This is a genomic window from Alkalibaculum sporogenes (assembly GCF_009362815.1).
GTDB lineage: Bacteria > Bacillota > Clostridia > Eubacteriales > Alkalibacteraceae > Alkalibaculum_A > Alkalibaculum_A sporogenes.
Genome location: NZ_WHNX01000022.1, coordinates 35,552 through 50,373 on the forward strand (window position 1 = coordinate 35,552; position 14,822 = coordinate 50,373).

11 protein-coding genes are annotated in these 14,822 nt (G+C 32.2%); 3 read left to right on the forward strand and 8 right to left on the reverse strand.

The annotated features are described in order from the left end of the window. Positions 1-33 precede the first annotated feature (33 nt). On the reverse strand, positions 34-783 hold the full coding sequence (locus GC105_RS12605) for a glycerophosphodiester phosphodiesterase (RefSeq protein WP_152805321.1): 750 nt from the start codon (positions 781-783) through the stop codon (positions 34-36). A gap of 186 nt (positions 784-969) precedes the next feature. On the opposite strand from GC105_RS12605, the gene arcA reads away from it, so the two are divergent. Then, on the forward strand, positions 970-2,193 hold the full coding sequence (gene arcA / locus GC105_RS12610; protein WP_343030029.1) for an arginine deiminase: 1,224 nt from the start codon (positions 970-972) through the stop codon (positions 2,191-2,193). 63 nt (positions 2,194-2,256) lie between these two features. Here arcA and carB read toward each other — a convergent pair whose 3' ends face one another. The 6 genes from carB to argC all read right to left on the reverse strand — a co-directional run bounded on the left by carB (position 2,257) and on the right by argC (position 11,051). Beyond that, positions 2,257-5,451, reverse strand: coding sequence for a carbamoyl-phosphate synthase large subunit (gene carB, locus GC105_RS12615; RefSeq protein ID WP_343030027.1), 3,195 nt, complete (start codon positions 5,449-5,451; stop codon positions 2,257-2,259). Position 5,452: 1 nt separating this feature from the next. After that, positions 5,453-6,514: a glutamine-hydrolyzing carbamoyl-phosphate synthase small subunit gene (gene carA / locus GC105_RS12620; RefSeq protein WP_152805326.1), complete on the reverse strand. Its 1,062-nt coding sequence runs from the start codon at positions 6,512-6,514 to the stop codon at positions 5,453-5,455. A 1-nt stretch (position 6,515) separates the two neighbouring features. Continuing rightward, positions 6,516-7,703 carry an aspartate aminotransferase family protein gene (locus GC105_RS12625; RefSeq protein WP_152805328.1) on the reverse strand — a complete coding sequence of 396 codons (1,188 nt, stop codon included), beginning with the start codon at positions 7,701-7,703 and terminating at the stop codon, positions 6,516-6,518. A 109-nt stretch (positions 7,704-7,812) separates the two neighbouring features. Then, positions 7,813-8,673 carry an acetylglutamate kinase gene (argB, locus tag GC105_RS12630; RefSeq protein ID WP_152805330.1) on the reverse strand — a complete coding sequence of 287 codons (861 nt, stop codon included), beginning with the start codon at positions 8,671-8,673 and terminating at the stop codon, positions 7,813-7,815. A gap of 78 nt (positions 8,674-8,751) precedes the next feature. Continuing rightward, positions 8,752-10,005 carry a bifunctional ornithine acetyltransferase/N-acetylglutamate synthase gene (gene argJ, locus GC105_RS12635; protein WP_246169835.1) on the reverse strand — a complete coding sequence of 418 codons (1,254 nt, stop codon included), beginning with the start codon at positions 10,003-10,005 and terminating at the stop codon, positions 8,752-8,754. Continuing rightward, the gene (argC, locus tag GC105_RS12640; protein ID WP_152805334.1) at positions 10,005-11,051 is read right to left on the reverse strand and encodes an N-acetyl-gamma-glutamyl-phosphate reductase; all 1,047 of its coding nucleotides are present in this window, start codon (positions 11,049-11,051) and stop codon (positions 10,005-10,007) included. Before argC ends, argJ begins: the two co-directional genes overlap by 1 nt. A 121-nt stretch (positions 11,052-11,172) precedes the next feature. On the opposite strand from argC, the gene GC105_RS12645 reads away from it, so the two are divergent. Beyond that, positions 11,173-12,384, forward strand: coding sequence for an argininosuccinate synthase (locus GC105_RS12645; RefSeq protein WP_152805336.1), 1,212 nt, complete (start codon positions 11,173-11,175; stop codon positions 12,382-12,384). 21 nt (positions 12,385-12,405) lie between these two features. Beyond that, entirely contained in the window at positions 12,406-13,794 is a 1,389-nt protein-coding gene (gene argH / locus GC105_RS12650) for an argininosuccinate lyase (protein WP_152805337.1), read from the forward strand. A gap of 133 nt (positions 13,795-13,927) precedes the next feature. Here argH and GC105_RS12655 read toward each other — a convergent pair whose 3' ends face one another. Continuing rightward, positions 13,928-14,452, reverse strand: coding sequence for a DUF2284 domain-containing protein (locus tag GC105_RS12655; protein ID WP_152805339.1), 525 nt, complete (start codon positions 14,450-14,452; stop codon positions 13,928-13,930). Positions 14,453-14,822 lie beyond the last annotated feature (370 nt).

A 14,822-nucleotide genomic window follows, 5' to 3' on the forward strand; every position in this document is an offset into this window, starting at 1 on the left:
GTAAAACTATAATTATAAACCCTAGTGATTGCTCTAGGGTTTATTACTCATTTTCCCCCTTACCATTACTACTCGATCAGGGAAATCCGTAATGATTCCAGTAAGATTTGTTTCTAAAATTTTTTTAATATGTATAAGTTCATTTACGGTAAAAGCATTAACTTCTATCCCATTATCTATAGATTGTTTAACTAATGAAGGCATAGCTATAATATTATACATGTATGTATTAATGGCATCTACACCTATATCTTGCGCATATTTCCACGGACGTATGAGTCCTGCCATATACAATGCTCCTGTTTTTATTTTGGGATTTATTTTTTTTATTTCTAATAAACTATAGTGGTTAAAGCTAGAAATTGTTACTCTATTAACCGCATTGAAGCTTTCTACTAATTCGATTACTTTCTTTTCAATATCAGGGTAGATAAATGGGATATTCTTAATCTCAATATTTATTAGCATTTTTTCTTTGTTAAAAACTTCAAAAACTTCTTTTAATGTAGGCAATTTTTCTCCTTTATACTTTTTGCTAAACCAAGAGCCAGCATCTAATTTCTTTAGTTGCTTTAAATTTAGTTCTCTGATATATCCTCTACCATTTGTAGTACGGTTTACCTTTCCATCATGGCATACTATTATCTCGCCATCTTTACTGAGATGTACATCTAATTCTATTCCATTTGCTCCTAATTCAATACCTTTATGAAATGAGCTTATAGTGTTTTCAGGACTATATCCTGAAGCCCCTCTATGGGCATAAATAATAGTTCTATCCAAATTTACATCCTCCACTTAAATTACATTACGTTTATATGTTTTTACATTATATTATTCTAGTAAAGTAATTATTCTAGTATTTAATTGCTTATTAAAATCGACTTGGATTTTTTCGATATTCAAAAATAAATTAATAAATCTAGCAAAATTGGGTAATGATGTTATAGGAGAGGATTTGATATTATGATTACTGAAAATTCTGGTTTAAACGTATATAATGAAATTGGACAATTAAAAAGTGTATTACTTCATTGTCCTGGAGATGAAGTAGAAAATATTGTACCCAAATATCTAAAAAGACTTTTATTTGATGAAATAATATATTTGAAACAAGCTCAAAAAGAACATCTGCAATTTGCAAAATTAATGATTGATGAAGGAATAGAAGTGCTTTACCTAACCGATTTGATGGCTCAAATATTTAATTGCCCTGATACTCGAAAACAATTTTTAGAAGATTTTATGGTAGAGGGTAACGTGGCTACAGAAGCTGTAAAAGAAACTCTACGAGATTTTTTTAGTAGAATGTCTCCTATTGACATGGTTAAAAAATGTATTGCAGGAGTACAAAAATCCGAGTTAGCGCACATTCCAAAAAAATCATTAGCAGATATAGTTAAAAATCCATACCCCTTTTACCTGGATCCCATACCTAATCTTTATTTTCAAAGGGATCCCTTTGCTTCTATGGGACATGGTGTAACACTTAATGTTATGTCTTCAACTACTAGAAATAGGGAAACTTTATTTGCTAAATACCTATTTGACTATCATCCAAGGTTTAAAGATGTTCCCCGCTGGTACAATAGGGATAAAACTCATCCTATTGAAGGAGGAGATATCTTGATTTTATCAAATAAAGTAATTGCTATTGGGGTTAGCGATCGTACAGATTCAATAGCTGTAGAAAAGGTTGCTAAAAAGCTCTTATACTCTAATGAATCTTTTGAAGTAATCTTAGCTTTTGACATTCCAAAGGCTCGAGAATTTATGCACTTAGATACGGTTTTTACAATGGTAGACTATGATAAGTTCACAATTTACCCAGGAATTGAAAACCCATTAGACGTATACAGCATTAAAAAAAGCCCTGGTAATGCATTGGCTATTTCATTCGAATCTGATACTCTTACATCTATACTTAAAAAGTATTTAAAATTACCTGCAATTAATTTGATTCGCTGCGGAGACGGTAATTTGATTGCTGCTGGAAGAGAACAGTGGAGTGACGGTAGCAATACTCTAGCAATTCAACCAGGTAAAGTAATATGTTATGATAGAAACTACATCACTAATGAGGCTTTAAGAAAAAACGGTATAGAAGTTTTAGAATTTGAGTCTTATGAACTCTCAAGAGGGCGTGGTGGTCCCCGCTGTATGAGTATGCCTCTTAATAGGAAAAACATATAAAGTGCTATAAAGACGTTATTTCAACAATTTACTGAAATAACGTCTTTATATATTACTATATCTTTATCTATATTCTAAAATAGTATCGTATGTGATTTCTTCTTCACTTTTTAAAGCTTTTAAAGCCACTAGATACGCATCGACTGTATCAAAGCAAGTAAAGGATGGTACGTTCATCATCTGGCAGTAGGAACGAACTTTAAAGCCTGTTCTAGAAGTATCTTTTCCAATTGTAGGTGTATTTACTACTGCACATATTTCCCCTTTTTTCAATTTTTCTTTTATTATTTCTAAGTCAGTTTTGCTAATCATTTCTACTTTTATACCTCTTTCACTTAAATACTTATAGGTATTATCTGTGGCAATAATATCAAAACCTAAATCTATGAATTTTTTTGCATACTCTACGCATTCTTCTTTGCCTCTATCATCTATACTAAATAATATTTTGCCTTTCAAATTGAATACATACCCAGCTCCCAAAAATGCTTTTAGTAATGCTAACTCGTACTTTGTATCAATGCCTAATACTTCTCCTGTAGATTTCATTTCAGGCGTAAGGGCTGAATCAACATCTAATAATTTTTGAAAAGAAAAAACTGGTGCTTTGACTGCTATTAAATTGTCACTTTCTTTTAATCCAGTTCCATATGCAAGGTCAGCTAATCTATCGCCTAATATTACTTGCATCGCTACATCAATCATCGGTATACCTGTCACTTTACTCATAATAGGTACTGTTCGTGAAGCCCTAGGGTTTACTTCAATAATATATATCTGATCTTCCTTAATAGCAAATTGAATATTAACAAGTCCTTTCACATTAAGTGCCCTAGAAATATTTTTAGTATATTCAATTAGCTTATTTATAATCTCTATACTTAAATTTTGCGGTGGATATACAGTAAAACTATCGCCAGAGTGTACACCTGTTCTCTCAAGGTGTTCCATAATTCCAGGAATTAAAATGTCTTTTCCATCAGAAATAGCATCAACTTCTACTTCTACACCAAGTATATACTCATCTATTAAGATAGGGTGTTCTGTAGATATACTAGCTGCTTCTTTTAAATATTTTATCAACTCTAATTCATTATATACTACTTGCATAGCCCTTCCCCCTATTACATAAGAAGGTCTTACAAGAACTGGATAACCAATGTCTTTTGCAGCTTTAATTCCACCTTCCAATGAAGTTACAGCTGTACCTTTTGGTCTTGGTATTTTCAACTCTTGAAGTAGTCTATCAAAACGCTTTCGATCTTCTGCAACATCGATAGAATTTACTGATGTTCCAAGTATTTGGACACCCCTATTCATTAATTTTTGTGCCAGATTAATAGAAGTTTGACCTCCAAATTGAACAATAACCCCCTTAGGAACTTCTTTTCGAATTACATTGTAAACATCCTCGATAAATAGAGGTTCAAAATATAATTTGTCAGATATATCAAAATCAGTACTTACTGTTTCAGGATTGTTATTAATAATTATAGATTCATAACCGCATTTTTGTATTGCCCAAGCTGCATGTACAGAACAATAGTCGAACTCAATACCTTGTCCTATCCTAATAGGTCCAGATCCGATTACGATAATTTTTTCTTTCTTGCTTATTACATTTTCATCTTCTAAATCATAAGTAGAGTAGTAATAAGGAGTAGTAGATTCAAATTCTCCTGCACAAGTATCAACCATTTTATATACAGGGTACAATTGATGCGCTCTTCTTATTGCATCTATTACATCGTTGCTCTCACCAGATAAAATTTCAATTTCACGGTCAGTAAATCCAAGTTTTTCAGCTTTATGTAATAGTTCAAAGTCTAACTCTTTATTCATCATTTCTTTTTCAACGTTTACGATATTTTCGAATTTATATAAAAACCACTTGTCAATCATTGTTATTTCATGAATTCGATCTATGGTCGTGCCTCTTCTTATTGCTTCAAATATAGTAAAAATTCTGTTGTCATCTACTGTATACAGTAAAGCATCAAGTTCATCATCGTTTAATTTCTCTAGATACTCTTTTCGCATTGAAATTACATTGCCCTCTAATGATATAACAGCTTTTAATAGTGAACTTTCAAAATTTCTATCTATGGCCATAACTTCCCCAGTAGCCTTCATTTGAGTACCTAAAGTTCTATTAGCGTAATCAAATTTATCAAAAGGCCATTTCGGAATCTTGGTAACTATATAATCCAATGTTGGCTCAAAAGAAGCCTTAGTTTTTTTTGTCACTGCATTATCTATCTCATGCAAATGTAAGCCAACAGCAATTTTAGCAGCTATTTTAGCAATTGGATAACCTGCTGCTTTTGAAGCAAGTGCAGAAGATCTACTTACTCTAGGATTTACTTCTATCACGATATATTCTTTGCTCTTAGGATTTAAAGCAAACTGGATATTACACCCACCTTCAATTTTTAAAGATCTAATAATCTTAAGTGCTGATTGTCTAAGCATATGATATTCATTATCCGTTAAGGTCTGAGATGGTGCTACTACTATACTATCTCCAGTATGAACACCTACAGGATCGATATTTTCCATATTACAAATTATAATACAAGTATCATTACTATCACGCATTACCTCGTATTCTAATTCTTTCCATCCGGCTACACTTTGTTCTAATAATACTTGATTTATACGACTAAACATAATGCCTGTATAAATAATATCCCTAAGCTCTTTTTCATTATTAGCTATACCTCCACCAGTTCCACCTAAAGTATACGCTGGTCTAACTATTATAGGAAATCCTATTTCTTTTGAAAATAAAATTCCATCTTCTACTTCCGATACGATAGCACTTTTAGGAATTGGCTCATCAATTTCTTCCATTAATGCTTTAAAACTTTCCCTATCTTCCGCCTTTTTTATCGCTTCTAGTGATGTCCCAAGTAGCTTAACATTATACTTTTCAAGAACTCCAGCTTCTTGTAGTTCAACTGCCATATTCAGTCCTGTTTGTCCTCCAATAGTGGCAAGTAAACCATCGGGTTTCTCCTTGGATATTATATACGAAATAGCATCGATACTTATAGGCTGAATATATACTTTGTCAGCAATATTATCATCTGTCATTATTGTAGCTGGGTTGCTATTAACCAATACTACTTGTATGCCTTCTTCTTTCAGTGCTTTGCAAGCTTGAGTTCCTGCATAATCAAATTCTGCTGCTTGACCTATGATAATGGGACCTGATCCAATTACTAAAACTTTTTTAATGTCATTGTTCTTAGGCACTTTATTCGACCTCCTTCAAGCTGTCTAGCCACTCTTTAAATATAATATGCCCATCTATAGGTCCTGGACCTTCTTCTGGGTGAAATTGTACTGCTTTGATATTATAATCTGGGTAATCGAACCCCTCTAAAGTATCATCGTTAATATTAGTGTAAGTTTTTATTATTCCAGCAGATAAGGATTCATCTTTTACTGCATAACCATGATTTTGCGACGAAATTAATATTTTGCCAGTTTCTATATTCATTACTGGATGATTGCTACCTCTATGCCCAAATTTCATCTTATAAGTGTCTCCACCTAATGCTAGAGCTAAAATTTGATGACCTAAACAAATCCCCCATAAAGGCAGAGTTCCCATCATATCTTTAGCTAAATCTATTACCTTCAAGTTTTCTTTTGGATCGCCAGGACCATTAGACAATAGCAAAACGTCTATATTATCGTCCATAATTTCATCTTTTGTAGTATTATACGGGTAAATGATTACAGAACAACCCATCTTTTTTAAATTGTTCTCTATTCCCTTTTTAAGACCTAAGTCTAATATACCTACTTTGTAATTATTTCCCGGAAAATATTCTTTCAAATTTCTCGATACCATACTTACGATGTCTTTTGGTAATTGGTAACTATCAATTAGATTTTTATAATCCTTTAGTTCCTTCGTCGTTATAAGACACTTCATGCTTCCACTATTTCTTATCCTTTTTGTAAGCATTCTAGTATCTACATCGTAAACACCTGGTATATTATTCTCTTTAAGAAAATTATCTATAGTGTTAATACTCTCGTAATGACTAGGAATTACACTATACTCTCTTACAATAAAAGCTTTTACTTGCACCTCATTAGATTCATTGTCGTCTTTATTAATTCCGTAATTTCCAATCATAGGGTAAGTCATAATTACAATTTGTTCTCTATATGATGGATCTGTCAACACTTCTTGATATCCTGTCATCCCAGTATTAAAAACTAGTTCTCCAATCACAGTATTATCTGAACCAAAAGATTTTCCTTCTAATTTTGTACCGTCTTCCAAATATATAAATGCCTTCATTTTAAATTTCCTCCAAAACGGATTCTAAAATAGAAATCCCCTCGTCTATTTGTTCATCTGTGATAATCAATGGTGGAACAAATCTAATCACATTAGCTCCAGATGGAACAAGTAGTAATCCTTTTTCCATACATGCACCTACAATATCAGATACTGGAATTGTAAGTTCTATTCCTTGAATTAAACCTATACCTCTTACATCTTTAATAATATTAAATTTATCTTTCAATTCACTTAATTTATTAGCAAGATGTTCTCCTCTTTTTTTGATACTCTGTAATAAACCTTTTTCCATTAATTGATCTAACACTACTTTTGCAGCACTGCAAGCTATGCCATTGCCTCCAAAGGTTGATGCATGAGTTCCAGGCGTAAATTCTACTGAAAACTTTTTCTTTGCCACTATGGCACCTATTGGAATTCCATTACCTAAACCTTTTGCGCAAGTTACGATATCTGGTACAACACCATATTTTTGAAATCCAAACAATTCCCCTGTCCTACCTATTCCAGTTTGAACTTCATCAAATATTAAAACTATATCTTTTTTATCACATATTTTTCTAACTTCCTCTAAATACTCTTGATCAACAGGGTTAATACCACCCTCTCCTTGTATTGGTTCTATTATAATTGCTGATGTGTTTTCTGTGATTTGAGCCTGTAAGCTGCTTAAATCATTAATCTGCGCTCTATTAACACCAGATAACAAAGGTTTTAGATTATTATGATATTTTTCTTGTCCAGTCAATGATAAAGCTCCCATTGTTCTTCCGTGAAAAGATTGATTCATAGAAATTATTTCATAGCACTCTTCGCTTTTATTTTTTTGACTGTAAATTCTACTTAATTTAATTGCAGCCTCTACAGCTTCTGCTCCACTATTACAATAAAAAACTTGATCTAAACCTGAATATTTAGCTAATTTTTCAGCTACTTCAACAGCAGGCTCTATCCAGTAAAGATTTGATACATGATTTAGTTTTTTCAACTGTTCATTGATAGCATCAATAAACTCTTGATTTGCATACCCCAGGCAATTTACTGCAATGCCTGCCACAAAATCTAGGTACTTCTTTCCTTTGTCATCATATAAATATACTTTTTCTCCCCTATCAAAAACAATAGGGAAGCGAGCATAAGAATTCATTATATATTGATTACCCTTTTTTATAGTATCATTTTCCATTCTATAACCTCCGGTTATTTGTTTATTTTTTTTACTATAAGTTTGCTCCTATAGTATGTGAAGCGTATTAGCCTTTATTTAAAATAGTGTTACTTTTATACTCCTGTGCCTATGGCATAAGCATTGTTCCTATCCCAGAATTAGTGAATACTTCTAGAATCAAACTATGTTCAACTCTACCATCAAGGATATGAACTCCAGATACACCTTTCTCAATGCTTTCAGCACAACACTCTATTTTAGGGATCATTCCACCTACAATTACTTTACTTTCTATGTAGTTTTGTATTTCATTAAGTTTTATCTTTGATATTAGACTTTCTCTATCATTTACGTCCTTCATGACACCTTCAACATCCGTCATATAAATTAATTTCTCAGCTTTTAATTCAGAAGCAATAGCACCTGCCACATAGTCAGCATTAATATTATAGGTATTATTGTCTTCATCACATGCTATAGGAGCTATAACTGGTATAAAATCATCATCTATTAATGCCCTAATCAACTCTGGGTTAATAGTATCAATTTGACCTACCCAACCTATATCCTCTCCATCAACTAATTTCTTTTTTGCGATAATACTCTTTCCATCTTTTCCACTTATACCAACTGCTTTCATACCTTGTTGTTCAAACAATTGAACTATTCCCTTATTGACGCTTCCTGAAAGAACCATCTCTGCAATTTCAACAGTCTCGTCATCTGTTACACGAAGTCCTTGTATAAATTTTGGTTCTTTGCCAATTTTTAATAACATTTCACTAATTTTATTTCCGCCACCATGTACAACTACTGGTTTAATTCCCACAAGCTTCATTAAACTAATATCTTTAATAACTGACAGCTTTAATTTTTCATCGATCATAGCGCTTCCACCGTATTTTATTACGATGACTTTATTGTTAAATTTTTGTATGTAAGGTAAAGCCTCTACTAATGTGGTAGCTTTATTTAGATGTTTGGCCATTATATACTCCTTTTGTATCTATTATTTATTATATGATGGTATTATCTTGGTCTCTAGGCTCAGCGCGAATAGTATAGATTAGGTTCGATATTCTCCATTTATTTTCACGTATTCATAACTTAAGTCACATCCCCATCCTGTAGATGAGCCCTCTCCTTCTTCCAATTCTATCCTTATTGTTATGTCATTGTTTTTAAGTATATTAAAAGCTTTATCTTCATCAAATGTCACAGGTAAACCTTGTTCTAATAGTAATATAGATTCATTATTACTTTCAAAGTACAATGTGGCTTTATCAGGATTAAAATCTGCTCCTGAGTATCCTGCAGCACATAACACTCTTCCCCAATTAGCGTCTTCTCCAAATAAAGCAGTTTTTACTAAGTTAGAAGTTAACACTGATTTAACAATTAAGATTGCATCTTCTTTACTTTTAGCACCATTAACATTTACTTCAATAAATTTACTAGCACCTTCACCATCTCGAACAATCTCTTGGGCTAAGTACTTATTAACATATAAAAATGCATCGTAAAATATTTTATAGTTCTCATCACGGGAGATTATTTGTGCGTTACCTGCCATTCCATTTGCTAGAGCAATAACCATATCATTTGTACTAGTATCTCCATCTACTGAAATCATATTGTAGGTGTCCTTTGTAATCTCTTTAAGCGTATCTCTGAGCAAGCTTTCGTCAATATTAATATCAGTTGTAATAAAAGAGAGCATAGTTGCCATATTTGGGTGTATCATACCTGAACCTTTTGCCATTCCCCCAATATGTATTTCCTTTCCTTCAATTTCTATCTTTACTGATATCATTTTTATATTGGTGTCAGTAGTCATAATACCTTCAGCTGCATTAATTCCCGATACAACATCATCGTCGAGTTCTTGAACTAAACCATCTATATTGTTAGTAATTTTATCTATAGGTAGTGGCACTCCAATAACACCTGTGGAGGCTACTAATATCTCATGTTGATCTGCTCCTATAGATTTTGCAAGAGTCTTTGCAGTTAATACTGTATCTTCATACCCTTTTTGTCCAGTACATGCATTGGCATTTCCACTATTTATTACCAATGCCCTGATTTTAGAATAATTATTATATATCTCTTGATTCCATATTACTGGTGCTGCTTTGACTTTATTAGTAGTAAACAACGCAGCAAAACTACATGGAATCTCACTTAGTACTATTGATAAATCCTTCCTTTTTTTCTTTAGACCAATAAATTTTCCTCCTGATTTGAACCCCTTAGGTGCAACAACTCCGCCTTCTACTATATGCATAATTCTCACTTCTTTCTTATTTGTTTTTCCCATTATACTGGAAATATTGCTATATCTTCTAATCCTGTTGTCTCGTCTAAACCAAATAAAATGTTCATATTCTGTACCGCTTGCCCTGCGGCTCCTTTTATAAGATTGTCAATTGCTCCAACTACTATTAAGGTATTTGTTCTAGAATCTAAATTAATACCTATGTCACAATAGTTTGATCCTTTTACCCACTTAGTCTCAGGATTTATTCCCTTATTTAATAATCTTACGAAATAATCATCTTTATAAAACTCACGATAAATATTGTAAATATCGTCAATATGAATATCTTCCGTTAATCTAATGTAGCAAGTTGCTAATATCCCTCTATTCATAGGTACTAAGTGTGGAGTAAAAATCAAATGTATATCCTCTCCAGCTATTACAGATAACTGTTCTTCAATCTCTGGTGTATGTCTATGGGATGCAACTTTATAAGCTTTAATTGATTCATTACACTCAGTAAAATGGGTAGAAATATCTAAACTTCTTCCTGCACCAGTTACTCCAGATTTAGCATCTATTATTAGTGACTTTTTATCAATAAAACTCTTATCCATAATTGGTGCTAGGGATAGTATGCTGCAAGTAGTATAACAGCCTGGATTAGCTATTAATTTATACTTACCAATGTTTTCTCTATTTAACTCACACAAACCATAAATAGAATCTTCTTTAAGAAGTGTTTCATTACCATGCTTTGTGTTATACCAATTCTCGTAGATGCTTAAATCGCTTATTCTGAAGTCTGCCCCTAAATCTATAATCTTTGCTTTAGATATAATATCTTTTGTTACTATATTAGAAGCAACTCCATGAGGTAGTGCCAAAAATATTATATCTACATCTTTACATATTTTATCAACATCATTCACTTCAAATGTTAAATTACTCCGTTTAATATAATTACCATACATACTATCATATCTTTCATTTATATTACTTCTAGATGTGATTACTTTAATATCTACATTTGGATGTTGATACAAAAGTCTTATAAGTTCTTGCCCTGCATATCCTGAAGCTCCTACAACTGCTACCTTAATCAAATTTAACACCTCTTCAATTTATATCAATAATATTTTATATTTATTTATATTGCATATTATACATTATTATTGTATAATTATTCAATAGTAAAATGAATTATTTTTATTGGAGGAATATAGAATGAAAGAAAAAGTAATATTAGCATACTCAGGCGGTTTAGATACAACAACTATTATACCCTGGTTAAAGGAAAACTATGATTACGAAGTAATTGCTGTTTGTATTGATGTAGGCCAAGGTCAAGAAATTGATGGTTTAGAAGAAAGAGCTATTTCTTCAGGTGCAAGCAAATTATACATAGATGATGTACGTGAAGAATTTGTACAAAATTACGTTTACCCTACTATGAAAGCTGGAGCTGTGTATGAAAACAAGTATCTCTTAGGTACTTCCATAGCTCGACCGCTGATTGCACAGAGACTAGTTCATTATGCCTTATTAGAAGGTGCAGTTGCTATATGCCATGGCGCTACAGGCAAAGGAAATGATCAAGTGCGATTTGAATTGACTATGACAGCTTTAGCACCCCACTTGAAAATCATAGCACCTTGGAGAATTTGGGATATTAAATCTAGGGAAGACGCAATAACCTACTGTTTAAAACACGATATTAAACTAAATATGAAAAAAGATACTAGTTATAGTAGGGATAGAAACTTATGGCATGTAAGCCACGAAGGTTTAGAACTTGAAGACCCTTCTATTGAACCTGATTTATCAAAAATACTACAGATGTCAAACACAATAGAAAATGCCCCAAATGAGGCTGAATATGTAGAACTAGAATTTGAAAAAGGTATCCCAATAAAATTAAATGGAAAAGAACTAAACGGGAATGATATGATTACAGCGTTAAATGAAATTGGTGGAAAACACGCTATTGGCGTTATTGACTTAGTTGAAAATAGAATTGTCGGCATGAAATCTAGGGGAGTCTATGAAACTCCTGGCGGCACTATTCTTTATAGAGCCCACGAAGAACTAGAACATTTATGCTTAGACAAACAAACTTACTCCTATAAACAAACTTTATCAATTAAATACGCTGAGTTAGTATATAGTGGTGAATGGTTTACTCCACTTCGAGAAGCTTTAGAAGCATTTGTTGAAACTACACAAGAATCTATATCAGGTGTCGTTAAACTTAAATTATTCAAAGGAAATATAATATCAGCAGGTGCAACTTCTCCAAATTCATTGTATAATGAAGAAATTGCTAGCTTTACTACTGGTGACTTATACGATCATAAGGACGCGGAAGGTTTTATTAGATTGTTTGGTTTACCACTTAGAGTAAGAGCACTTATGAAAATGCAAAAGAATCAACCATGATAAAAAAAAGGATGTGACTTCATGAAACTTTGGGGAGGACGGTTTACAAAAGACACTAGCCAGTTAACTGATGATTTTAATTCTTCTATACATTTTGACAATATATTGTACAGTTATGATATCCAAGGAAGTATAGCCCATGCAACTATGCTAGGAAAGCAAGGAATTATTAGTATAGATGAAGCTGAACTTATAATAAAAGGACTCAATGAAATTCTACAAGAAATTAAAATGGGCAAAGTAGAATTTGATGTTTCTGCAGAAGATATTCATATGAATGTAGAAAAATTCCTCATAAATAAGATAGGTGATACTGGAAAAAAACTTCACACAGGCAGAAGTAGAAATGACCAAGTAGCCCTAGATATTCGAATGTATGTAAAAGATAAAATTAAACATATTGATAGTTTACTACACGAATTACATGAGGTATTAGTAAATATTGCAGAAAAAAATATAGATACAATTATGCCTGGCTATACACATCTACAGAAAGCGCAACCCATAACCTTAGCTCACCATGTACTAGCTTACTTTGAAATGTTTAAAAGGGATCGTGAAAGGCTTTCAGATTGTTATAAAAGAGTAAATATTATGCCCCTAGGTGCAGGAGCTCTAGCAACTACCACCTACAATTTAGATCGAACTTATGTCTCAAAATTACTAGATTTTGATGGTATAACTATGAATAGTTTGGATTCTGTATCAGATCGAGATTTTTGTATAGAATTTATGAGTGCCATGTCCCTAATGATGATGCACTTAAGTAGGTTTAGCGAAGAGATTATCCTTTGGTGTTCTGATGAATTTAATTTCATACAATTAGATGATGAATATAGTACTGGCAGTAGTATTATGCCACAAAAGAAAAACCCAGATATAGCAGAACTAGTAAGAGGTAAAACTGGAAGAGTTTACGGTAATTTACTAGCCTTACTTACTACCATGAAAGGATTACCTTTGGCATATAACAAAGATATGCAAGAAGATAAAGAAGCATTATTTGATTCTGTAAATACTCTTTCCATGGCTATACCAATTTTCACAAAAATGCTTGCCACATTAAAAGTAAATAAAGAAGTCATGTATAAGTCAGCAGGCAGAGGATTTACTAACGCTACTGATGCAGCAGATTGGCTAGTCAAAAATAAAGTACCATTTAGAGAAGCACACGAAATAATTGGAAAATTAGTACTTTATAGCATTGAAAATAATAAAACACTAGAAGAATTAACTATTGAAGAATATAAGAATATTTCTGATTGCTTTGATGAAACAGTATATAGTAGTATAACTCTAGAAGCATGTGTAAATAATCGAAAAGTAGATGGAGGTCCATCTAAAGAAAGTATAGAAAAAGTAATTTTTATTAATAAGAATTACTTGTTAAATAATTCTATACAAAAATAGCGACTTAGACGCTTATTCAAGTATAATAGAGAAATTCAAGTATAGGCTGCCAAACTGGCAGCCTATTGATCATAAAACATATTACACAGTATTTCTTAAATTTTTAATTATATCTAATTGCTATTTTATATTCTTAATACAATATCCCACCAATATATGTAACAGTATTAGGTCCGTTATTGTACTGTAAATTATTATCTTTCATTAATGACATTACGTCAATACCACTTGCTTCTAGTGATATAATCTTATCCTCAGGTCGTCTACATGGTTTATCTTCTGGATATGTACATGTTTTGCATAACGAACATGCTCCTACTCCAAATATCTTAAAATCAAAGTCTTTGCCAAAACCTTTCTTGACTGACAATAACTTTTCCTGAAAATCTTTAGCGCTATTAACCATGCCCTCCCAATCGTATGAATCATTTAATTCATAAACCTCATGAAGCACCATAAAATTATTATAATTTTCAAATGTATCTCTAATCGAATCTAAATTCTCTATAGCTGGTGGACATACCCAGTTCTTACCGTAACTACCACAATAATTTTTCTCACAAAGATTTCTTACCTCATCACTTAGGATTATAGAATCTTTGTCTATTTGATTATAGTTCGATATTTTACCTTGTACTACATCTACTATCGCTTCCACTACATCATCTCCTTTTTATAAACTTCACTAATATCTTTAGCACTATATTTAAACATGTACAATTCAACTTAACTCCATTATATTATATAATAGTTTGATTATACAATAAATTAATGGATAATCGTAAATTTACTAGTAATTACCAGGGCTATCTAATGATAAAACAAAGAAAAAATGGAATATGATTTTGTCTCATATACATGATGAGAGCAAGAGTATGTTTAAAACAAACTCAAACACGCTGTCGCATACTGTATGAAAGAACTCGAAGATTAACTAAATTTTTGAAACTCGCTACGCTCAAACAGTCAAAAATTCTTGACGTTAATCGTCTCCTTCTTTTGAATTTAGCGAAGCTATCGTTTGCTAA

Bases quoted from the DNA above. Each gene is read 5' to 3' on its own strand.
- argB (WP_152805330.1), bottom strand. From the start codon at position 8,673: ATGGCCAAACATCTAAATAAAGCTACCACATTAGTAGAGGCTTTACCT.
- argH (WP_152805337.1), top strand. From the start codon at position 12,406: ATGAAACTTTGGGGAGGACGGTTTACAAAAGACACTAGCCAGTTAACT.
- carA (WP_152805326.1), bottom strand. From the start codon at position 6,514: ATGAAGGCATTTATATATTTGGAAGACGGTACAAAATTAGAAGGAAAA.
- GC105_RS12625 (WP_152805328.1), bottom strand. From the start codon at position 7,703: ATGGAAAATGATACTATAAAAAAGGGTAATCAATATATAATGAATTCT.
- argJ (WP_246169835.1), bottom strand. From the start codon at position 10,005: ATGGGAAAAACAAATAAGAAAGAAGTGAGAATTATGCATATAGTAGAA.
- GC105_RS12645 (WP_152805336.1), top strand. From the start codon at position 11,173: ATGAAAGAAAAAGTAATATTAGCATACTCAGGCGGTTTAGATACAACA.